Origin of the sequence: Arthrobacter sp. U41 (assembly GCF_001750145.1) — a bacterium.
In the GTDB taxonomy this organism is placed as follows: domain Bacteria; phylum Actinomycetota; class Actinomycetes; order Actinomycetales; family Micrococcaceae; genus Arthrobacter.
Window position 1 is genome coordinate 1,263,641 of record NZ_CP015732.1, and the last position, 21,440, is coordinate 1,285,080.

Genomic DNA, 21,440 nt, shown 5'->3' on the forward strand with positions numbered 1-21,440 from the left:
CGCGGACGACATGAGGTGCTCTGCACTGGTCCCGGCGGTGCGGGGATACCGTGGGACGACGGTGCAGGTCTGCGGGCTGTGGCCGTTTTCCTCGGGTACGTCCTCGCCTATGGGCGGCGTCCCGCTGGGCCGGCACGAGGAAACCCAGGCCACGGTCTGCTGTGATCCGATCAGCTGGTTCCAGCGCGCGCACCTGATTTCCAACCCCTCCGCGTTCGTCCTGGGCAAGCCCGGGCTGGGGAAGTCCACGCTCGTGCGGCGCATGATGCTGGGCCTCTCCGGCCAGGGCGTCCATCCCCTCGTTCTTGGGGACTTGAAGGGCGAACACGTGGACGTCATTAGCGCCATTGGCGGGCAGGTCATCGAACTCGGCCGTGGCCGCGGCTACCTGAACATCCTGGACCCGGGCCAGGCCATTGAGGTCGCCCAGATCCTCGAGGAGCGCGGTCACCATGAAGCTGCCGTCCGGGTCCGGGTCCGGGTCCGGGTCCGGGCCGACGCCCACGGCCGGCGCTTGAACATGGTCGTTTCCCTCATCACGATCAGCCGGATAACCCGTCCATGGATCAGGAACAGACCATCCCGGACCGCGCACTGCGCGTCCTCGATGACTCCTTCGACGGTGTTCTGGTCCTGAAAGACCTGCTCGACGTCATCATCGCCGCCCCGGACGAGCTGCGCCAGGTCGCGCTGGACCGCGGGGACATGACCGTCTATCTGCAGGAAACCCGGGCGCTGGAAGCAACCCTCCTCGGCCTAACCGGCGTGGGGCAGCTCGGAGAAATCTTCTCCCGACACACCACGAACCCGATGCGGCGTGACCGGGCCGTGGTCTTCGATGTCTCCAGCATCGATGAGACAGAAACGGACCTGCAGGCCGCCGTGCTGCTGGCCTGCTGGTCCTACGGCTTCGGCACCGTGAACGTCGCCAATTCCCTCGCCGACGCCGGTCTGGAACCGCGCCGGAACTACTTCGTCGTCCTGGACGAGCTCTGGCGGGCACTGCGCGTCGGCAAGCGCATGGTGGACCGGGTGGACGCCCTCACCCGCCTGAACCGTTCAGTCGGCGTCGGCCAAGTCATGATCTCCCACACCATGTCCGACCTGCTGGCACTCCCGGCAGAGGAAGACCGGATGAAGGCCCGCGGCTTCGTGGAACGCTCCGGCATGGTCATCTGCGGCGGCCTTCCCGCCTCCGAGATGCCGCTGCTGACCGCAGCGATCCCGCTCTCGCGGCAGGTACAGCAGAAGCTCATCTCCTGGCAGGACCCGCCCGCCTGGGACTCCCGCGGCGGCGACGTCGGACCTCCCGGACGCGGGAAGTTCCTGATCAAGGTCGGCGGCCGCCCCGGCATCCCCGTCCAGATCGGCCTCACGTCCATCGAGGCCTCCCTGAACGACACCAACAAGCGCTGGCACGCCCCGGCAGAGTCCCTGCTGGAAGCCGCCGCTCCGGTCCAGGAAGAGGGTGCAGCATGAGTGCTCCGAACCGTAAAGGCACAGGTCTTGGCGACGGTCTGGGGATCTGGCTGGCCATCGGCGCAGCTGTCGTCATTGGGGGCGGGGCCTGGGTCTCGGCCCATCTCGGATCCTGGATGGCCGGTCTGGCCTCGCCACCGGCCCACCCGATTGATCTGGTGGCCGGGCTGGTCAAGGGCCGGGTGCCCTGGCCGGTCCAGTCCAGCATCGTGGCCTGCGTGCTCCTCGGAATATTGATTGCCCTGACGGTGACAGTGTTGGTGGTCCGCTCCCGAACAGCGCACAAGCGTACCCGGGTGGATAAGGCCGCCGTCCACATGGGCCGCGGCAAAGACCTCGATCACCTGGGCACCAAAGGGGCCACGGCCACGGCCGTGCGTCTCGGCGTGGCCAACTCCACAGGGGTGCCGCTTGGCCGCAGCGTCGCCGGGAAACGCCCGCTGTGGGCCTCCTGGGAGGACATGCTGATCCTCATCGCCGGTCCCCGCACGATGAAGACCACCTCCTACGCCGTCCCGGCAATCCTGGACGCACCCGGCGCGGTGATCGCCACCTCGAACAAACGCGACATCGTGGACGTGACCCGCCCGATCCGGGCAGAGGCCGGCGCCGTGTGGGTCTTTGACCCGCAGACCGTCGCGGAAGAAGATCCCACTTGGTGGTGGAACCCTCTGTCGTATGTGAAGAACGAGGCCACAGCAGGGAACCTGGCGCAGCACTTCGCCAACGGCTCCCGGGAACCCGGGACCAAACCCGATGCCTACTTCGACCCGGCCGGGCAGAACCTGCTCAAAGCCTTCCTGCTCGCCGCCTCACTCGACTCCGCCCCGGTCACACAGGTCTACACCTGGCTGACCCGCCCGCACGACGAGGCCCCCGCAGAACTGCTCCGGACCGCCGGCTATGACCTGCTCTCGGACATGGTGATGGGCCACATCCGCGAACCGGAAAAACAGCGGGCCGGTGTCTACGGCACCGCCCGGCAAATGGTTTCCTGCCTGACCGACCGCGAGGTCAGCCAATGGGTCACCCCGGCCCGGAACACGACGGTGCACACCGACCCACGGCCGCAGTTCGTCCCCGAGGACTTCGTGCGCGGCAAAGGCACGCTCTACAGCCTCTCCCGCGAAGGCGTCGGCACCGCCGGCCCACTCGTCACCGCCCTGACCGTCGCCGTCGTAGAAGCGGCCGAAAAGTACGCCACCTCCCAGCCCGGCGGACAGCTCGCGACACCGCTGCTCGGGATCCTCGATGAAGCTGCGAACGTCTGCCGGTGGAAGGCCCTCCCGGACCAGTACCGCCACTACGGCTCCCGCGGGATCATCCTCATGACCATCCTGCAGTCCTGGTCCCAGGGCGTGGAGGTCTGGTCCCTGGAAGGCATGCGGAAACTCTGGTCCGCGTCGAACGTGAAAATCTACGGCGGTGGCGTCTCCGAAGTCGGCTACCTCGACGAACTCTCCCGCCTCATCGGCCAGTACAGCTACATCAATGTCTCCCGCAGCCACAGCAAATCCGGGTCATCGTCCTCCCGGCAGGAGAACAAAGACGAGATCCTTTCCGTCGCCGACCTGACAGCACTGCCCCGATTCCGGGCCATCCTGCTCGCCTCCGGCGCCCCCGCCACCATGATCGAAACCATCCCGTGGATGAACGGTCCCCACGCCCTGAAGGTCAAAGACTCCCTCGCCACCACGGCGAGGATCGCTAGCAAGCCTGTGGCCGTTCCTGCGCACAACCCCTGGACAGACAGCGGGACGGCGTGAGTGAGGAGTTCGGGGACGCCTTTGCCGACGAAGAAGGTAAGTCCACGAGCGGCGCCCACAGCCATGACCAGCCTGAACCGGAGCTCGTGTACTCCAGTGCGGTGGAGTTCTTCGCAGATCTCCTGGCCCAGTCCTACGTCCGGGAAGTTAACGAGGGCGCCGCCTTCGCCTGGTGCCCCGAGTGGTACAAACAGCCCGAAGCCCTCATCCGAATGGAAGCCATCTGGCGCGCCTGGGAACACCTACGCCTGGAACCCGCCCTAGGCATCAGCACCTGGTGGCTCGACCACGCCGACCCCCACATGCACACCCTCATGGACAAAGAAGGCCCCTTTAAGAAGTGCGCCTACGAGGGACACAAAACCCCAGCTCTGGACAAGTCGTCCTTGCCCCACAAGCTGCCCGAAGAAGGGATCTTTGGCTAGGAACCTTGAGTAAGTCGGGGACCGGTGGCACTGCAGACGCTTAGAACCCGGACCCGCTGAGGCTATAGGAATGACACCTATGACCTCTGAGAAAGCACCTCTGGAAAGAACCGTTCGAAGCCTAATCTGACAGGTCTCAACGACGGGAGCTGCCATCAGGTTGGGGGATTATTCTGACCGAGACCAGATTGCCGGAAGTGCGAGGACAGTCCGCCGGAAGTCGCCTCAACCACAGTTCGAAGGTGAAGACGGCTGAACCAGCCGCATGAACGCCCCCAAAGACATATGAGTAGAAACCTCTTGATCCAGGAAGCCACCCCGGCCTGGTCGGTGGGGAGCTGTAGGCGTTGTTGGCGATTTCGACGCCGACGCAGCGTCTGCTCTCGTCGAAGACCCGCCGGATGGCCGTCCAGCTTGCTCACTGAGACTCCACGGCCCCCTGTCTCGTGGATTCGATACTAAGGGCCTAAACCGGCCGCTGAGTCTGCTCACCGTCGGTTACGCGGCGCGCATTTCCGACGACGGGTGGCCGGGACAGGCCGCCGGATGGTGTGAGTGGGTGGGACTCGTCAGGGGCAAGCACCGGAAGCGCTTTCAGCCCGGCTGCACAGGCCACAATCCCCACGATGAAAAAGAGTCTGAGGACACTGAAGGATTCGTTTCCCGTGACCATGGCCCAGCCCACCGTCAACGCAGCGCCGATCCCCACCCAGACGGAGTAAGCCGTGCCGAGCGGAATACAGCGGATTGCCAGGCCCAGCCCGACCATACTGAGGGTGGCCGTCACGGCGAAAACAAGGGTGGGCATAAGGATGGTGAGGTTGCCGGAGAGGCCCAGAGCGGTGGCCCAAACAGCCTCCAACACGGCGGAACCCAGCAGCATCAGCCACGCCAGTGAACGCTGAGTCACTACGCCACCACCTTCAGTCCGACCACACAGGCGGCGATACCGCTCAATAGCAGCAGGCGCGCGGTCGTCGGGCGTTCCGCCTTGGTCATGATGGCGTAGGTCGAAGTGAGCACCACGCCCACGCCCACCCACACTGCGTAAGCCGTGCCGGTGGGGATGGACTGCATGGCGATGGCGAGGCCGGCCATGCTGGCAAGGACGGAGAGCAGGAAGAGAAGTGCGAGTGCGAGCCTGCGCCTACCTGAGGCCTGGAACGCCCGGTGCAAGGCTGCCGCCCAAACAGCTTCCAGCGACCCCGAAAGAATGAGAATCAGCCACGCCATAAGAGCTGCTTTGGCCAGTGTTGTCGCGTGCCGGGCATTGAACCATTGTTCTGAAGGTCCGTTGCGGAGCCTTGCTTCCGGCGAGGCAATGCGACCGGGTTGGTGGCCCACGTAATCGCTGGGGCGCCACGCCATCGGTCAGCAACAAAGGTCACTTTTGTCGGAACCGGGCTTTGCATGAGGATCATTTGCCCAGATGCTTGGTACCGGGGCCTCCCGCGCTCTGAAACGGAAGGCCCCGGGGTACTATGCGCGCTCAATCCGTCTCCGGTCCTGTGCAGAAGAAGCACTCCCCGGACTCGAGGCTTAAGAGGCAAATCTTTTCTATGAGGTATTTATCGGTGTTGGTTCGGGCCACACTTAGGGTTCGGGTTCTCATGGCCGCTGCTTCCGCTTGTGGACGCGTTCCGCGTTCGGCGCTCGACAGGCTGATAAGTGTAGGCCGAAGCGAATCATGGCGGTGTCAACCCGTCTTAGCAACGTCGTCGTTGAGTAGCTTGGTGAATACTTCCCTCGGTGTGAAGTAGCCCAGGACGGCGCGTGGTCTGTCGTTGAGTTCATCGGCGATGGAGTCCAGGAACGGCTGGTGGCTGGGAAGGACTTCGCCTTTGGGCAGGTATTCCCGGATGAGGCCGTTGGTGTTTTCGTTGCTGGGCCGCTCCCACGGTGAGTGCGGGTGGGCGAAGTACACGGGCAGGTCCGTGGCGAGTGTCAGCTGGGCGTGGCGGGCCATTTCGGTGCCCTGGTCCCAGGTCAGGGATCCGCGCATCAGTGCCGGCAGGTCATTGACTTTCTCGATCAGCACATCGGCCAGTCCTGCAGACTTTTTGCCGTCGGGAAGGCCGAGCATGATCAGGAATCTGCTGTTCCGCTCCACCAGCGTGGCCACAGCGGTCCTGCCGGCCTTGCCGACCACGAGATCCCCTTCCCACGCCCCTGGAACCCGCCGGTCCGCGGCCTCTTCCGGGCGGTCATCGATGCTGACCATGCCGATGATCCTCCCGCCTGTCCGCTCACCCAACGGCTTGCGGGTTTTTCGCTTGGTTCGTTTGGACTGCAGCAGGATCCCGGACTTCGCCAGCTCGCCCTTGGGCAGGGCGTAGATCCACCGGTAGATGGCCTCGTGGGAGACGGTCCGGCCTTGCGCGTCAGGAGATTTAACCATGGTCTCAACGCTGGTCTCCGTGGCTTCCAAACGCAAGCGCCCGGCGATCTGCCGCGGCGTCCTGGACCGGAACAGGTCAGCCTTCACCCGTGCCGCGAGGACAGGATCGGTGTCCATCTTCCGGGCCTGCGGACGGCTGCGTTTCCGCTCCGCCCTCACGTCTGCGGTGACAGGGCGGTAGCCACGGGTCTTGGTGGAATTCCGCCGCCGTTCACGCCACACGATCGTGTGGTCCCGGCCGATATCGGACCCGATCTGCCGGTCCGTTTTACCGGCCTGAAGCCCCACCGCGATATCCGCCCGATCCGAAAAAGTCAACGCCCTGCGCGCCACCGGCAACCCCTCTATTCAACGTGTTGTTGCTTCGAGGGTATGACACCGCCCATTCTTATTCATAGGATTAACATCTCCAGCGTCATATCCCCGCATGAGGGACGTCCGCTCAAGCCGCCATGGTGGCGAACATGAGGGCCATAATGGTTGCGCCAAGGGCTTCGAATCCGTGTTCTGTACGGAGGGAGAGTCGTGGGGCTGCCGTTTTGTTGGGGGTCTTTGCCGTTATGTGGCTGCGCAGGAAAAGGATAAGGAAAATGACTGCCGCAGCCCCGAAGAGTACGGTCAACAGGATCGCCAGGGTGGGCTGCTGGTCAATTGCTGTTGCGGCTGTGTTGTGATTTTCGCCTGCTATCGCCTGGTGGCCGTGTGACATCGACATCCCGCTGGCGTTAACAGGGTTTCCAGGACTGGCAGCCGCATGGCTCATCATTGCGATCATGAAGGCAGCGCCGCCCATGCTGAGGCTGTGGTAGCCGCATTTCACTCGGCCCTGGCTACCCGCGCAGAGTAACTTGAATTCGGGCCGGGCTACGGCCTGGATAACAAACCACAGTGCCGCGCCGGTCAGGACTGCGATCTGAGCCAGAACGGTCGACGGCACGAGGTTCCACAACATCACAGCCATCAGGACGTTCATGAGGGCATGGAGGCTTTTGTTGATCTGGTCCGTGCGCGTGTGGGACTTCACAGCCTGCAGTAAGTAGTAGCTTCCGCTGAGCAGCAGGATGACCGTGAGGGTCCAGGTAACTGCGGGGATATTTAACACGCCGATCACGCTCTCACTACTGTGGTTTGGGTAGGGACGGGAACGGTCCCCGGAGTGGCTGGCGCCAGCACCGGGGACCGTATATTAATGGCTGCTATTTCTCCAGCTCTAGTTCATTCAGCTCCAGCCCCCGTGGCATGCTGCAGCTTGGTTTCTGCTTTGTCGCTTAGTGCGCTGTTTGTCCGGTTTCTGAGCTGCAGTGGTTTGTGGTTTCTGGGCTGCAGTGATCGGAGGGGGTCGCCGAGCTGGGCAGGTTGAGGGTTGGGTTTTGGTTGAAGAAGCCGTGTGGTTCGAGCATGAAGCCGATGTTTTGGCGGGGCATGACGGGCCAGTCTTCGAGGCGGACGACGTGGTGCATGCCGAAGGTGTACCAGACCACGATGTCTTCATCGACGATGTTCCGGTCTGCCTGGGTCCAGATGTGCAGGCCGTCGTCGGCGCCGGTGGCTTGGTTCGGGAATTCGCCGGCGGCGAAGCGTTCGGTGCGGTCGTAAGCGGTGACCCAGAGGTTGTTGCGGGCGAATTGTGCTCGTTTGCTGACGAAGGACTCATCGCCGGCGGCCAGGGTGATGGCGTTGGTGGGGATGAGGCGGTAGGCGACTGGTTCGTCCACGAGGTTCCTGCTGTCGCGGTTGGCGATTTTCCAGAAGCGGTGCTTGTCGTGGTCTGCCTTGCGGATTGCTGCCTGTTCGGTTTCGAGCAGCCGGTCCACGGCCTTGAACGCGGTGTGTGTGGGGTTGTTCTCGGGGATTTCCATGTCCACTTCGTAGACGACATTCTTCGGTCCGTCGATTTCGAAGTCCATGCGGACGTTGAACATGTGCTGGTGGATGGGTCCGTAGAGCCCGTCGTTGTTCAGCGTCTGACCGTACGGGGTTTTCTCGCCGGGCTTCTGGGCGGCGGTGGACAGGATGCCGGTGGCCTTGACCAGGAACTCGATGCTGCCGTCGAGGAACAGGTGCCAGTAGAAGGCGTACTCGTAGTTCGCGACGGTGGCGATGAAGGAGATCACGAGCTTGCGGCTGCGCCGGGTTTCGGCGGTGCCCTCGCGGAAGTCGAAGTGCTTCCACAGGATGGAATCGTCTTCCTCGTGCATGCAGATGGCGTTCTCGATGGTCCATGGGTTGCCGTGGCTGTCGGTGGTGATGCCATCGAAGTACTTGATTTCGCCCAGGCAGTCGCAGCCGAGGGTGAGGGAGTTGGCCATGTTGCCGATGTTGTATTCGCCGGAGTCGAAGGCGTTCTTCTTTGCCTGGACGGGGGCGGTGTCACCATAGGGGACCACCATTTCGGACAGTGATGCCCTGTTGATCACCGGACGCTCCACGCCCTGGTCCTGGAAGCGGAGCTGGTGAAGCACCAGGCCTTCCCGGGGAGTGAACCCGACCCGGAAGGACCAGTCGGCCCACTGGACGTGGTTTCCCGTGACCTTGAAGGACGCACCCTCGGGCTGGGTGATGGAGATGGGCTTGAGGTCAGTGCGGGCCGGCCCGACGTACTTGGGCAGGTAGTTGCCGCTGGCACTGGGTACGGGGATCGCCTGGTCGTCCTCGACTTCTACGACTTCGCCGGAGTTGAGGTCGACGATGACGATGAAGTTCTCGATCGGGTGCGCGTAAGGGCTGTCATCGGGCTCCTGGCGGACGAAGACCAGGGCGCGCATCAGGCGCCGTCCTTCGTTGTCTTCACCGAAGTAGCCCACAGACCACGGTTCGAAGCAGACAAGGTCCATATCGGTGATGCCCCGCTTGGCAAGGGCCGCCTTGACCTCCGGGTTCTTTCGGCAGCTCTCTTCACCTTCTGCAAACTCGTCCAGCATGAAGGGCGGCTGAACGCCGGAGGCCAGCTGCTTCCACGACGTGACGATGCCCGAATCAAGGTTGACGATGGCTTCGTAGGCATTTCCCGCGCCGCGGTCAACGAGCACCGAGTCCGCTTCGCGTTCGGTCTCCCCGCCGGTCCTCAGGGCTTCCTTGGACGGCTCGCGCAGCTCAACGCTAATGAAGCGGAACGACTCAGCCGCAGCCGGCCCGTCCTTGAGGATCGAGACAGCCCGCGAAATCTCGGCCCGGGACAACGGATCCAGAGGGTGCGCTACCCCTACTACAGTTTCGGTTTCAGTGTTGAGAGTCATGCTTTTCTCCTTAAATTCTTTCTTTCAGGACGAGGATCCCGACGGCCTGAGTGCCGAAGTGCCCCGTTAACAGATCGGGGTTTGGCTAAGCAGCCACCGAGTGTGCTGGAATCTGCCTTTAAGGACGCCCGGACAGAAGACCCAGTGAAGCTCTACTCTGAACTCCCCTGGGGTGATGCCGATCACGCGCTTCTCCTTGCCGCAAAGCTACGCGATGTAAATCATTTAGTCCAGACTTGTTTATACCTGCACTTGTGGAATCCAGCTATCACCGCAGAGTCTGTGAAACCTACGCAGCCGGCTCACCGGCCGCCCTTATTGTCTGGATCGGCACGGGTTGTGTTGCCTGATCAGCCAGCTAGCAGCCAATCAGCTGCCGCTTTGCGGTAGCGAATGATGCCTTTGTACTCGGCCATGTCTTCCGGTAGTTCGGCCAACACGTGGCCCAGCTTTTCTCGCCAAGCAGGTACCTTGGCGATGTCGGCGAGGGGCAGGAGGTAGCTCCGGATCAGGAACAGCAGGACCCCGGTGTGTGGGAGGCGGATCAGGTGCTGGACTTCCACTCGGAGGTGGAGCTTGTTGGGCAGGTCGGGATCCGTGGCGATGGTTCCGCGGTCGGGGCCCCATTCAGGGTAGGTTTCGGTCGAGGTGTCCAAGCGCTGACCGATAGTCATAGTCCAGTTTGTCCTGCGGAACTGTTCTCCGGGTTGCAGCCGCAGGAGGAATTGCTCCGCGCGGCGGATGATGTTCTCTTCCTTGACCCGCGGGACGGGGTGGTGGATCTCGAGGAAGTTCATGCCGACGTCGAATCCGAAGGACCAGTCCGCGGCGAAGCTGACCAGGCCGGCGTCGAGCCACATCGTGTTGTCTCTAACGTCGAGGAGAACGATGTCATCCTGGATCTGGCTGCCCAGGAACCGCAGTGGGCCCATGGGCAGCGAGTCATCGTCGCCGACGGTGAACTCAATGTCGAGGCCCTGCAGGGTGTTCTGCCAGCGGCAGGCGTTTCCTTCGCGGTGGAAGGACATGATGTCCGGGTATTCCTGTGCCATGGTGGGCAGCAGGGTGGCGATCGTGTCCCACACAGCCGGCCGCATGTGGGGCAGGACCTGCATGCGTGAGGGGTCGCGGGTCAGGATCTGGTCGCGGTCGGCCAGTTCCGGGAGGTAGAACTCATCGATGTCGATGAGCCCGGCCCCCCAGGCGCCAGCGTCTGTTGGCACGGTTTTGTTGGCCGGTTCGACGTTAGCGCTGTAGCGGTAGCTGTCACCGGTAAAAGGGAAGGGAAAGCGTCTGATGCGTTCCGGGAGGACAGCAATGTCAGGGTCTTTGTCGATGGTGATGCTCAAAGGTCCAACTCCAATTCTGGGTCTTCGCTGCGTGAAACGCAACACATCATGGTGGTGTTAGCTGCCTTTTCCTCGTCGGTGAGGTAGAGATCCCGGTGCAGTGGGGTTCCTCGAAGGACGGGCAGAACACAGTCACCGCAAATGCCTTTGCGGCACATGTTGGGGATGCTTTTCCCTGCCCTTTCGAGTGTCTCCAGCAGCGACACGCCGGCGGGCACCTCTAATCTGAGGCCGCTGCGAACCAGGTTTACTGCGAAGGGTTCGCCGTCGTCCAGCTCGGCCGCGCCGAAGGCTTCCGAGTGCAGCCTCGCCGATGTCCATCCAAGCTCACGCGCCTGGTCCAGAACCGCATCCATGAAGGCAGTCGGGCCGCAGACATAGAGGTGGGTTCCCAGGCTCTGGGTTGTTAGCGATTCCGTCAGAACCTTCTCGAAACTGCCGCGATCGGTACACTCAATGAGCGCGGTCAGTCCCGGCCCTAACAGCTGCTTGGCTTCCGCCATGTGGGCTCCGGCCGCTGGCCGGTGGACGTAGATCAGGGAAGCTTTGGTGCCCCGTTCGACAGCGGCCCTTGCATGCGAAAGAATCGGCGTGATTCCAATTCCTGCAGCAACAAGCAGATGATGCGTTGCCGTTGATGCAGGGGCAAAGGCGCTTCGGGGCCGCGAAACCTGAACACGGTCACCCACTGAGAGCTGGTGCATGGCGACCGAACCGCCGGCACCGCCTTCGACCCGGAGGACTGAGATGGTGTAATCCGACGGGCCGTTGCCAGAACCCGTAAGCGAATAGGCGTTTACGCCGCTTCCGTACTGGACCACCAGGTGGCTCCCCGGAACATAGGACGGCAGTTTCCTGCCCGCTGGGTCAGCCAGCGTGATGGTGACGATGGATTCCGTCTGAACGGCGACCTTCGTCACCTCCAGCTGGAGACCTCCCGCCACGGCTGGATGCGCACTGATCGGCAGCGCCGTGATAGTCATAATGCCTCCTCGGCGTGAGCGGAGTACCCTAGGTACGCGCCAAGCCGGCGCGAAAAGTGGTCAGTGGTGGCCAGGACCGTGCCGCATCCCTGGCACTGCACCTCCGAGCCGGCTGCCCGGCCGGTTTTAGTGGTGGAATGGCAGTGTGGGCAGTAAATAACCCGCGGGGCGGTGTCATCACTCAGCAGGGTCATTTCCTCCTGCTGCAGTCCACACTCCGCGGCGGCGGCTGCGGCTGCCCGTATGTCCGCCGGGGGGCCGACGAGCACGAGGCGGACCCCGACGTGCGAACTTCCGAGCGCAGACTTCAACTCCGAGAGGGTGTCCGCGGTTGCAGCTTCGAAATGGAGATCGTGCCGGGGCTGGACATCGGCGTCTAGACCCGCGGTGTCACCTGTGGAGCCGAAGCTTACACAGATGACACCGCGGAAACCAGGTGCCACGCCGGCGCCTATTGCCGACGGCATGGACACGGAACGCATGATCGATCCTTACGGGGCGAAAGAGCGGTGGCCGGTGAAGAACCCCAGAGCATACTCAGGGGTCTCAAACTTGACCGTTGTGCCCTTGGGGAAGAACAGCACGTCGCGCTCTTTGGCGTGTGTGACTTCGCCTGTCGACTGGTCGGTAAGGATGAACTCACCCTGCACGACGACCTTCATCTCGTCGTAGGTGTACGTGTATACCAAGGGCTCGGAAGCCTTCAGTTCGAAGAATCCGGCGCTCATGACGGACCCCTCCGGGTTGTGGAGGGAGTCGCCGATCGCAGCGACCGTTCCAGGTTCGTTCATGGACGGCAGCCCGATATAGCCGCCTTCTACCTTGTGGATGGATCCAGCTTTACTGAGTGTTCCTACGAGTGTGGTTTCCATGATTTCTCCTTTGAATAGTGCTATGGAAGGCGGGTCATCTTTAGGTCAGAACGCCGGGTGTCGTTTCGGGAAGCTCCTCGCGGACCGCGGTTTCCTCTGTTTCTCGAGGATCAGCGGAGCTCTCCTCGGAATTCTTCCGTGTGATCTGAATCACTGGCCTCATCCCATTAGCAAAGCTACGTCACGCAATTCATCTAGTCCAGTCTTTTTTGTGAAAATTCGGATTCCGCCCACAGGTTTTGCGATCCGCGGCAGCTGCTAGGTGGAAGCTGTCAAGGGCAACTGCCATCATGCTCGACGAACCCGTCCTACTTCCTGTGAAGCGCCCCTCCTGTCTATGGGACAGCACTTGATTGCGCGCCGAAGAATCCGAGGAACTGGACCTTACCCCAGGCTTGGCGTATCGAAAGCGACCTCGCGCCCCACCCGAAGAACTAGATGCCGGTCCTGTTATCGGGGATCCAGAACCCTGTCGGGGTCTGCGGCATCGTTATCTGAATCGATGTCTGACAGTGGGGCAGTGGTTGTTTTGTTGTTTGAGCGCCTTGATTCGTGCTGGGAGTACCACCAGATTGGTATGTAGAGCGACAGTACGATGAAGCCGAGCCAAGTGGAGGTCCAGCCGATTTCTAGGCTGTTCAGGTAGACCACGCCGAGCAGGCACAGTGGCACATTGAACAGGCCGAAGATCATGGCGACGTTTGTCCATCCCTTGGGTGCTTTGAAGGGTCGTTCCAGACCAGCGAAGGCCGGGTGCCTTTTAGCTTTGACGTAGGCGAACAAGCTGATGCCGTTGGCAAAGGTATAACCGATCGCGGCCGCGGCGAGAATTGCAGCGAGGGATCCCATGGAAATCAGCACCATGTTAAACGCTGCGGTGACGATCAGCGCAATGAACGGGGTCCCGTGGCGGTTGGTTTTGCCGAAAACCTTAGGAAGGTTGCCTTCCATTGACATGGAGTGCATGGCGCGGGAGGAACCCAGGTAAGCGGTTTGGATGATGAGCACCATGGCGGCGATCAACATGATGATGGTGACCACGGAACCGGCTTCGCCAAAGACAGCCTGGGCGACTGGAATCAGGGGCGACACATGCTCGGCCTGGACCCCCTCAACACCGAGAACGCCGATCACCGAGGTTTGTACCAATACGTAAAGGATGAGGCAGATGATGCCGCAGGCAAGAAGTGCTTTGGGGACATCTTTGGACGGGTTTTTGTATTCAGGGCCGTAGATGGCCGCGGTTTCCCAGCCACAGGCACTCCACTGTGCGATCCCGAAGATGCCAAAGAGGATCAGGATATGGTGCATATCCCAGACCCAGTCAGTCGGCCACCAGTTACCGGTGATGTTGGCCATGTCAACGTGTCCGGTAGCAAAAGGCGCCACGGCCAGGATAACCAGCGGTATCAGAGATACGGCCGCCAGGATGTAACCCAGCATGGCGCCATCCTTCAGACCGAACCAGTTAACCACGAACAGTCCGACGAAAATCACCCCGCCTGATATCAATGCGAGTTGAAACTCGGTAAATGTCTCACCCAGCACCGGAAACAGCCCATGAAGGTAACCGCCGACCAGGATTGCGAAGATCGCCAATACAGGGTTCCAGGCAAACCAGTAGCTCCAGGCGGTGAAGCCACCGATCAGCTTGCCCTTGTCGTACTTGCCTTGGTAGTTTTCGGTGCGAAACACATGCTGCGCAAAACCTGGCAGGCCGGAGGCCTTCGGAAAGGTAGTAGCCAATTCGGCGTACGCGGCGTTCTGCATGAAACCCTGAAGGACCGATAACCCCCAGATAAGAATCGCTGCGGCAGACACATACATCGGAAAGTAGCCTAGCGACGGCAGAATCAGCAAGGGCACACCCATAGCGATGGCCATGCCCTGCTTCCAGTCGATCGACCTTTCCAGATGGTCGACCCCATTTACACGATTTTCACTCATAAAAATCTCCCTTAGAAAGCCTAAATTCGATTATTAATCTGGACGCATAGCTCGTCCTGGCGGCAACCGGCTACGACCGGCGATTGGCCACCAACCCTCCTGCGGATCAGGTGGGGCCGATGGTTCAAAGCCCAGTGCGTTCTCCGATATGCATTACGTCAATGTAAGAACGTGGAAAACGCGGGGTATGCGCGGTAGGAAGACACCATCTGGGTTGAATTCGCAACGACTTCGGCGTGGGTGTGTCTAGTCGGAGAAGACTCTTCATGGTTCGCGAGAGCTTGAGCAAGACCTGCGAGTGGCGACGGTATCCTCTGTGAAATGGATCACTCCCAGAGGTTACAGCTAATAGCTGCAGTCCGACAGGTTTTCGAGAAAAATATTTTTTTCGATCTACACCTTGTCGCGGAGGTCGCTTGCCGCTACCGCGTTCGCTCCCAGCAGACCTTCAGCACCCGCTGCTTCGGGAGCGCGAAGCGACTTTGTGTAGACCAGCGATAGTCCCAAATGGGGAACATCCAGAGGCGTTTGATGCTGGTCTGAAGCGCCGGGTTTGATCCGCTCGCCGACCAGGTACCTCCCTGAGTTGCCGAGAATGACGCGGTTGCTGGCGTTGATGAGGGCGGCATCGCTTGAGACGGCGCGCAAACTGGGCATGAGCAGGGGTTCTAGGTCCTTGATCCTAATGTCGCATCCAGCTACCCCCGTGAAGTGTCCGTGGACGGAAAACGGTGCCGTGAACGTAAGGATGTATTCCTCGAAGCCGAGATAGTCTATGTACGGGCCCCAGACAGTCTGCTCACCTGTGGAAGCGGCGGTCGAGAAGAACGGCAGCTTTTCGTAGTCGTAGTATCGATTACTCCCTGGAGTCCGATCAGCATCAAGCCTTTCCATGGCTCCGGAGGTATTGCGGATCCACCATTCCAAGGCCCGACCGCCCTCCTCGACGGACTCCGCGGCGAAGAACGTCCCGGCGCCCACAGCATAAGAGTTCCCAGCCAAGAATGCCCGCGCGACTTCGTCCAGTCCGACTAGTGCAGTTTTGTCGACTTTGGATTTTCCCGCGAGATTTCGTTCCACGAGCGAGGCCACGTTCCTGGAGAGTTTCTTGGTTTCGTCGGCGACGCCGCTTATCCACGCAGTGAGGGCATCGGCAGCATGTACGACTTCGTTGTCGGTGTTCATTGGCCATCCTGGCTAGATTCGGCGTAACGCGAGGCGAGTTGGGGTCAGGGGAGAGGTGTTTCGCCTAGTGTGCTCAGGTCCCGTGTGTTTCTGGGCACTCTCGGGTCGGTCCTGGTCACTGCCCAGGCCGCCTTCAAGTGTTGGGCGGTTGCTGGTTCCAGGTCGAATGCTACTCCTGGAGGTCATTAGCATTTTCACTTGACGCAGCGTAACTGAGACTGAGTTTCGTGTCGATCAGGTGAAAAATGTTTCGCTTAATATGCGCCAGTACCAGCGTCTGGGCCCTTTCGGGTTGATCCTGGGCTACGGCCCGGACTAGTTCCAGATGTTCAGCGGTTGCCGCCTCGGGGTCAAGTGCGGCGGCGAGCGGGGCCCATATCTGTTGGACTGTTTCTTGCTGAAGGCGGATTTCCGCATTGACTAGCCTGGGTGATTGCGCGGAAACTGCTAATTCGATGTGGAAGCGGCTGTCGGCAGGTGCACGCACTTGAGGGGTTGTGGCCAGAACAAGTGCCCGCGCAAGTTCCTGAAGACGGTCGAAGTCGTGTGGTTCGGCGCGCTCACAGGCCAGACGGACGGTCGTGGCGGCTATGGCCGAGTGTTCGTCGCCGATGTCTCGTATCTCCGAAATAGACGTGGAGAGAAACCACTTCCGTATGGCGTCGGTTTGGGTTGGCGGCTGGTTGACGATAAAGGTTCCCCCGCTCCGGCCTCTGCGGGTCTCCACGACTCCCTGGTCCCTCAGCTCCGCCAAAGCCTCCCGTAGGGTGGCGCCGCCGACCCCAAACATGTCCGAGAGTGCGGCTTCGGGTGGTAAGCGTTCGCCTACTTTGAGAAGACCAAGGCCAATGGCTTTGGAAATTCTTTCAACGATCGCATCGGCCCTCTCGATTTCCGGTAAGGACCGGTATATCTGGGATTGGAATGGGGTTGGCGAGGCCAAGAGTCTGCGCTCCGAAATGGGCTTACGGGTTTGGTCAATCCTAACCAGTCAGGGTCGAACTTTTCTGGACTTTCGCCGCTCTTAAGAATCTATTCAAAGTAATCCCTCACTACTCGCTCCACAGCCTGCGTGGCGTTCCCCCTTCCATGTGGCCCCGCGAACGCGGTCCGTCAGCCCAGAGTCCTGATGATGGCGGTGGCAGAAGGCTGTAAGGGGCCATGAGACGCAGTTACGCCGCCTACCTCACTGGCACCAATCCTTAAGTGTAGTTAGAACCGTCAAAAAACAGTGTTACCCCTGCTCTTCCGCTTCGGGATTATGGATATCAACCGCAAAGCATCGTTCGGCCGCTCCCAGGCTGACGACCGAATGGAAAGGACAAACCGTGAATCCGACAGCAAATGCGACGCGTACCGGGTACAGCACCACGGATGACATCGTCCGGAATCTCTCTCTCGTCAAGGACGAGATCGCGGACACAGCGGCCAAGATCGACGAACAGCAGATTGCTGATCTGGCCCGCCACCTTACCCAACCAGGCCGCGTGTTTGTCGCCGGTGCCGGCCGGAGCGGGCTCGTCCTGCGGATGGCGGCCATGAGGCTGATGCACCTGGGCCTGAACGTCCACATCGCTGGTGACACCACGACCCCCGCAATCAGTTCCGGCGACTTGCTCCTGGTGGCCTCCGGATCGGGAACGACCTCGGGGGTGGTCAAGTCAGCGGAAACAGCGGCGAAGGCCGGAGCGCGGATTGCCGCGTTCACCACCAACGCGAGTTCACCACTTGCCGCCCTCGCCGACGCGCTGGTTATCATTCCCGCCGCCCAGAAGACCGACCACGGCTCCAACGTTTCCCGCCAGTACTCCGGGTCCCTCTTCGAGCAGGTACTTTTCCTCGCCACCGAGGCCCTCTTCCAGTCCCTGTGGGACAACACGGATGTGCCTGCCGAAGAGCTCTGGCTCAGGCACGCAAACCTCGAATAATCCAGGCTCACACTTCACCTACTGCAGTTTCCACTCAATTTTCAATACCCACCGCATTTCCCAACAGAAAGAAAACACCATCATGAAGCTCCAAGTTGCTATCGACCTGCTGACCACCGAAGCCGCCCTCGAACTCGCCGGCCAGGTTGCCGAATTCGTTGACATCATTGAGCTCGGTACCCCGCTGATCAAGGCCGAAGGCCTCTCCGTCGTCACCGCGATGAAGAACGCCCACCCGGACAAGGTTGTTTTCGCTGACCTCAAGACTATGGACGCCGGCGAACTCGAAGCCGACATCGCCTTCAAGGCCGGCGCTGACCTGGTCACCGTGCTCGGTGCGGCCGACGACTCCACCATCGCCGGCGCAGTCAAGGCTGCCAAGGCCCACAACAAGGGCGTTGTCGTTGACCTCATCGGCGTCGAGGACAAGGTTACCCGTGCCAAGGAAGTCCGCGCCCTGGGTGCGAAGTTTGTTGAGATGCACGCTGGCCTGGACGAGCAGGCAAAGCCCGGCTTCGACCTGAACGGTCTGCTCCGCGCCGGCGCAGAAGCCCGCGTTCCGTTCTCCGTGGCAGGCGGCGTGAAGCTCGCCACCATTGCAGACGTCCAGAAGGCCGGCGCCGATGTCGCCGTCGCCGGCGGCGCCATCTACGGTGCAGCCGACCCGGCATTGGCAGCCAAGCAGCTCCGCGCGGCCATCATCTAACCAGCCGGTTGACGGAGGTGTCCCGTAGGCCCAACAAGCCGCGGGACGCTCCCTCCGGGCTGCAGCCACCTTGTGATTGGGGCCTGGTCTGCAGCCCGGAATGTGTTTCCTGTACTGCCCGCGGACAAACGTAACCGCGGGCAGTACAGGTTCGGTGGAAGAACTAAAACGATCCCGTCGCACTGAACCCGATCCAAGATCACAACACCGCAGGATGCGGAGTGGCAGACAGGGAGCCCTAACCAATAGGAAGGAATCTGTTCATCATGCGAAGTCAGGCCACACACAAATTGGAAGTCGTCGTTACTGAGCCCAGTCGACTCTACGAGTTGCTCGACGATGCAGAGTCCGCGCTCCGGCAGGTAGCGATGCCCAATTGCTATGCGGGCATTCTGGTCACCCGCCATGATCCGAGCCGTTACACCCTCGCGCTCAGCGACGCTGTTCCCTATGGGGAGACCCGCGAGCAGATACTCTCGTGACCGTCGTTCCGCGGCCACACTGCCGTGTCAAAAGTTAGAAGCAGCAATGCCACTTACCTACGTTGATACAAGCGTGACGTCCGGGCCGCGAACCGGAAAATCGGGCCGTAATCCTTTGCGGGATCCGCGGGACCGTCGCCTGAACCGTATTGCGGGACCGTCATCGCTGGTCCTGTTCGGGGTCACGGGGGACCTCGCCCGCAAGAAACTCATGCCGGCCGTGTACGACCTGGCCAACCGCGGGCTGCTGCCGCCGAGCTTCGCCCTGGTGGGTTTCGCCCGGCGGAACTGGGAAAACGAGGACTTCGCCGCCGAGGTGAAGGCCGCGGTCAAGGCCTACGCCCGGACGCCGTTCGATGAGACGGTGTGGGAGCAGCTCGCGCAGGGCGTCCGCTTCGTGCAGGGCGAGTTCGACGACGACGACGCCTTCAAACGGCTGTCCGAAACCATCGACGAACTCGATGAGCAACGCGGAACACGCGGCAACCACGCGTTCTACCTCTCCATCCCGCCGAAGGCCTTCGAACTGGTCTGCCGGCAGCTCTCCAAGCACGGACTGGCCCAGGCCGAGGGTGACAAGTGGCGCCGCGTCGTGATCGAGAAGCCGTTCGGCCACGACCTCGAGTCGGCCCGGCAGCTCAACGACATCGTGGAGTCGGTCTTCCCGCAGGACGCTGTCTTCCGGATCGACCACTACCTGGGCAAGGAGACGGTGCAGAACATCCTGGCGCTGCGCTTCGCCAACCAGCTCTTCGAGCCGCTCTGGAACGCGAACTACGTGGACCACGTCCAGATCACCATGGCCGAGGACATCGGCACCGGCGGCCGGGCGGGCTACTACGACGGCGTCGGCGCCGCGCGCGATGTGATCCAGAACCACCTGCTCCAGCTCCTGGCGCTGACCGCGATGGAGGAACCGATCTCCTTCAACGCCGATGACCTCCGCGCCGAAAAGGAAAAGGTCCTCGGCGCCGTCCGGCTCCCCGAGGACCTCTCCACCCACTCGGCCCGCGGGCAGTTCACCGGCGGCTGGCAGGGCGGCGAAAAGGTGGTCGGCTACCTCGAGGAGGACGGCATCCCCGCTGACTCCAAGACGGAGACGTTCGCCGCGATCCGGGTGGACATCAACACCCGCCGCTGGGCCGGGGTGCCGTTCTACCTGCGCGCCGGCAAGCGGCTGGGCCGCCGGGTGACCGAGATCGCCGTCGTGCTCAAACGCGCCCCCAACCTGCTGTTCACCGACCACGGCGAGGACGACTTCGGCCAGAACGCCGTCGTGATCCGGGTCCAGCCCGACGAGGGAGCCACGATCCGCTTCGGTTCCAAGGTTCCCGGCACGCAGATGGAAGTCCGGGACGTCACGATGGACTTTGGTTACGGCCACTCCTTCACGGAGTCCAGCCCGGAGGCCTACGAGCGGCTCATCCTCGACGTGCTCCTCGGCGAGCCGCCGCTGTTCCCCCGCCACGCGGAAGTCGAGCTGTCCTGGAAAATCCTCGATCCGTTCGAGCATTACTGGGAGTCCCTGGACGAACAGCCCGAACCCTACGCCCCCGGCAGCTGGGGCCCCGCCTCCGCCGACGAGCTCCTTGCCCGTGACGGACGAACCTGGAGAAGGCCATGATCGTAGATCTTCCCGACACCACCACCTCCAAGATTTCCAAGAAGATCATGGCCCTGCGCGAGCAGGGCGGCGTGATCGCGCTGGGCCGGGTGCTGACCCTGGTGGTCGTCACCCGGTCCGGGCTGGAAGAGGACGCGATCGAGGCCGCGAACGAGGCCAGCCGGGAACACCCCTGCCGGATCATCGTCCTCGCCGACGCCGGCGCCAAGGCGCCGACCCGGCTCGATGCGCAGATCCGGGTGGGCGGCGACGCCGGAGCCTCCGAGGTCATCGTGCTCCGCGGCTACGGCGAACTGGCGGAGGAAAGCGAATCCCTCGTCGCGGCCCTGCTGCTGCCGGATGCGCCGATCGTGGCCTGGTGGCCGCACGGCGCCCCGAAGAACGCGTGTGAGACCTCGATCGGGCGCATCGCGCACCGGCGGATCACGGACTCGGCCAACGAGGCCGATCCGCAGCGCGCGCTGGACAACATCCGCCGGACCTACAAAGCCGGCGACACGGACCTGGCCTGGACCCGCCTGACCAACTGGCGGATCCAGCTCGCCGCCGTCCTGGACCAGGTGGACGGCTCCCCGGTCACGGCCGTCGCCGTCGAAGGCGCCTCCGACTCCCCCAGCACGATCCTGCTGGCCGCGTGGCTCACCCTGGCCCTGGACGCGCCGGTCACAATCGTCGCGGATCCGGCCGGCACCGGGATCCGGCGCGTGCGCCTGACCCGCACCGCGGGCGACGTGCAGCTGTTCCGGCCCGGACTCACCGTGGCGGAACTGACCCAGCCCGGACAGCCGGTGCAGCGCATCTCCCTGCCCCGCCGGAGCCTGAAGGACTGCCTCGCCGAAGAACTCCGCCGCCTCGACCCCGACGACGTCTTCGGCGAAACGGTTCGTAGTCTTGGTACTTCCAATATCCACCAAGAAACCCACCTGACGTTCACGTGCAGCGGGGAGCCCAGACGCAACGGAGATGCCTTATCACTGGTCGCAGTCTAAAGGACCGCGCCACCGAGGCCTGGAACCCCAACGCGCCAGTTAGATTGGCACTTGGTGCCGATTCACCGGTG

The 21,440-nt window shown here is 62.1% G+C and carries 18 protein-coding genes and 1 pseudogene; 7 read left to right on the forward strand and 12 right to left on the reverse strand.

Features of this window, described 5'->3' with window-relative positions; all coding sequences use genetic code 11:
• Positions 1-10: 10 nt before the first annotated feature.
• The 3 genes and pseudogenes from ASPU41_RS05930 to ASPU41_RS05940 all read left to right on the forward strand — a co-directional run bounded on the left by ASPU41_RS05930 (position 11) and on the right by ASPU41_RS05940 (position 3,670).
• Positions 11-1,479: pseudogene (locus ASPU41_RS05930) on the forward strand (ATP/GTP-binding protein).
• Positions 1,476-3,245: a type IV secretory system conjugative DNA transfer family protein gene (locus tag ASPU41_RS05935; RefSeq protein ID WP_069950146.1), complete on the forward strand. Its 1,770-nt coding sequence runs from the start codon at positions 1,476-1,478 to the stop codon at positions 3,243-3,245. The pseudogene ASPU41_RS05930 and the gene ASPU41_RS05935 overlap by 4 nt, the downstream one beginning before the upstream one ends.
• Positions 3,242-3,670, forward strand: a complete 429-nt coding sequence (locus ASPU41_RS05940; protein WP_083266379.1) for a DUF4913 domain-containing protein — start codon at positions 3,242-3,244, stop codon at positions 3,668-3,670. The genes ASPU41_RS05935 and ASPU41_RS05940 overlap by 4 nt, the downstream gene beginning before the upstream one ends.
• 466 nt (positions 3,671-4,136) lie before the next feature.
• Here ASPU41_RS05940 and ASPU41_RS05945 read toward each other — a convergent pair whose 3' ends face one another.
• From ASPU41_RS05945 to ASPU41_RS06000, 12 genes are all read right to left on the reverse strand, one after another.
• Complete coding sequence (locus tag ASPU41_RS05945) at positions 4,137-4,553, reverse strand: DMT family transporter (protein WP_083266665.1); 417 nt, start codon at positions 4,551-4,553, stop codon at positions 4,137-4,139.
• A gap of 26 nt (positions 4,554-4,579) precedes the next feature.
• The gene (locus tag ASPU41_RS05950; protein ID WP_069950147.1) at positions 4,580-4,903 is read right to left on the reverse strand and encodes a DMT family transporter; all 324 of its coding nucleotides are present in this window, start codon (positions 4,901-4,903) and stop codon (positions 4,580-4,582) included.
• A 463-nt stretch (positions 4,904-5,366) separates the two neighbouring features.
• Positions 5,367-6,401, reverse strand: a complete 1,035-nt coding sequence (locus tag ASPU41_RS05955) for an IS30 family transposase (protein WP_069952410.1) — start codon at positions 6,399-6,401, stop codon at positions 5,367-5,369.
• 109 nt (positions 6,402-6,510) lie between these two features.
• Positions 6,511-7,179, reverse strand: coding sequence for a DUF5134 domain-containing protein (locus tag ASPU41_RS05960; RefSeq protein ID WP_069950148.1), 669 nt, complete (start codon positions 7,177-7,179; stop codon positions 6,511-6,513).
• A 157-nt stretch (positions 7,180-7,336) separates the two neighbouring features.
• On the reverse strand, positions 7,337-9,304 hold the full coding sequence (locus ASPU41_RS05965) for a primary-amine oxidase (RefSeq protein WP_069950149.1): 1,968 nt from the start codon (positions 9,302-9,304) through the stop codon (positions 7,337-7,339).
• A 350-nt stretch (positions 9,305-9,654) separates the two neighbouring features.
• Positions 9,655-10,653 (reverse strand): heme-dependent oxidative N-demethylase family protein, encoded by a 999-nt coding sequence (locus ASPU41_RS05970; RefSeq protein WP_083266380.1) that lies wholly within the window; start codon positions 10,651-10,653, stop codon positions 9,655-9,657.
• Positions 10,650-11,636: a PDR/VanB family oxidoreductase gene (locus tag ASPU41_RS05975; RefSeq protein ID WP_069950150.1), complete on the reverse strand. Its 987-nt coding sequence runs from the start codon at positions 11,634-11,636 to the stop codon at positions 10,650-10,652. The genes ASPU41_RS05970 and ASPU41_RS05975 overlap by 4 nt, the downstream gene beginning before the upstream one ends.
• Entirely contained in the window at positions 11,633-12,118 is a 486-nt protein-coding gene (locus ASPU41_RS23700; RefSeq protein WP_069950151.1) for a dimethylamine monooxygenase subunit DmmA family protein, read from the reverse strand. The genes ASPU41_RS05975 and ASPU41_RS23700 overlap by 4 nt, the downstream gene beginning before the upstream one ends.
• Before the next feature lie 9 nt (positions 12,119-12,127).
• Positions 12,128-12,508, reverse strand: a complete 381-nt coding sequence (locus ASPU41_RS05985) for a cupin domain-containing protein (RefSeq protein WP_197515771.1) — start codon at positions 12,506-12,508, stop codon at positions 12,128-12,130.
• Positions 12,509-12,958: 450 nt separating this feature from the next.
• On the reverse strand, positions 12,959-14,455 hold the full coding sequence (locus ASPU41_RS05990) for an APC family permease (protein ID WP_069950153.1): 1,497 nt from the start codon (positions 14,453-14,455) through the stop codon (positions 12,959-12,961).
• Positions 14,456-14,848: 393 nt separating this feature from the next.
• Positions 14,849-15,640 (reverse strand): cache domain-containing protein, encoded by a 792-nt coding sequence (locus ASPU41_RS05995; protein ID WP_197515772.1) that lies wholly within the window; start codon positions 15,638-15,640, stop codon positions 14,849-14,851.
• Positions 15,641-15,809: 169 nt separating this feature from the next.
• A complete protein-coding gene (locus tag ASPU41_RS06000) occupies positions 15,810-16,583 on the reverse strand; it encodes a FadR/GntR family transcriptional regulator (RefSeq protein WP_069950154.1) in 774 nt (257 codons plus the stop codon).
• Between the two features lie 385 nt (positions 16,584-16,968).
• Here ASPU41_RS06000 and hxlB point away from each other — a divergent pair, with 385 nt between their 5' ends.
• The 4 genes from hxlB (at position 16,969) to ASPU41_RS06025 (ending at position 21,369) form a co-directional block, all read left to right on the forward strand.
• Positions 16,969-17,568: a 6-phospho-3-hexuloisomerase gene (gene hxlB / locus ASPU41_RS06005; RefSeq protein WP_069950155.1), complete on the forward strand. Its 600-nt coding sequence runs from the start codon at positions 16,969-16,971 to the stop codon at positions 17,566-17,568.
• Positions 17,569-17,650: 82 nt separating this feature from the next.
• The gene (hxlA, locus tag ASPU41_RS06010) at positions 17,651-18,274 is read left to right on the forward strand and encodes a 3-hexulose-6-phosphate synthase (protein ID WP_069950156.1); all 624 of its coding nucleotides are present in this window, start codon (positions 17,651-17,653) and stop codon (positions 18,272-18,274) included.
• A 528-nt stretch (positions 18,275-18,802) separates the two neighbouring features.
• Positions 18,803-20,380 (forward strand): glucose-6-phosphate dehydrogenase, encoded by a 1,578-nt coding sequence (gene zwf, locus ASPU41_RS06020; protein WP_083266381.1) that lies wholly within the window; start codon positions 18,803-18,805, stop codon positions 20,378-20,380.
• A complete protein-coding gene (locus ASPU41_RS06025) occupies positions 20,377-21,369 on the forward strand; it encodes a glucose-6-phosphate dehydrogenase assembly protein OpcA (RefSeq protein WP_231941183.1) in 993 nt (330 codons plus the stop codon). The genes zwf and ASPU41_RS06025 overlap by 4 nt, the downstream gene beginning before the upstream one ends.
• Positions 21,370-21,440: the final 71 nt, after the last annotated feature.

Coding starts and splice junctions, on each gene's coding strand:
- ASPU41_RS05935 (WP_069950146.1), top strand. CDS start 1,476: ATGAGTGCTCCGAACCGTAAAGGCACAGGTCTTGGCGACGGTCTGGGG.
- ASPU41_RS05945 (WP_083266665.1), bottom strand. CDS start 4,553: ATGCTGCTGGGTTCCGCCGTGTTGGAGGCTGTTTGGGCCACCGCTCTG.
- ASPU41_RS05950 (WP_069950147.1), bottom strand. CDS start 4,903: ATGGCGTGGCTGATTCTCATTCTTTCGGGGTCGCTGGAAGCTGTTTGG.
- ASPU41_RS05965 (WP_069950149.1), bottom strand. CDS start 9,304: ATGACTCTCAACACTGAAACCGAAACTGTAGTAGGGGTAGCGCACCCT.
- ASPU41_RS05975 (WP_069950150.1), bottom strand. CDS start 11,636: ATGACTATCACGGCGCTGCCGATCAGTGCGCATCCAGCCGTGGCGGGA.
- ASPU41_RS23700 (WP_069950151.1), bottom strand. CDS start 12,118: ATGCGTTCCGTGTCCATGCCGTCGGCAATAGGCGCCGGCGTGGCACCT.
- ASPU41_RS05985 (WP_197515771.1), bottom strand. CDS start 12,508: ATGGAAACCACACTCGTAGGAACACTCAGTAAAGCTGGATCCATCCAC.
- ASPU41_RS05990 (WP_069950153.1), bottom strand. CDS start 14,455: ATGAGTGAAAATCGTGTAAATGGGGTCGACCATCTGGAAAGGTCGATC.
- ASPU41_RS05995 (WP_197515772.1), bottom strand. CDS start 15,640: ATGAACACCGACAACGAAGTCGTACATGCTGCCGATGCCCTCACTGCG.
- hxlA (WP_069950156.1), top strand. CDS start 17,651: ATGAAGCTCCAAGTTGCTATCGACCTGCTGACCACCGAAGCCGCCCTC.
- zwf (WP_083266381.1), top strand. CDS start 18,803: ATGCCACTTACCTACGTTGATACAAGCGTGACGTCCGGGCCGCGAACC.
- ASPU41_RS06025 (WP_231941183.1), top strand. CDS start 20,377: ATGATCGTAGATCTTCCCGACACCACCACCTCCAAGATTTCCAAGAAG.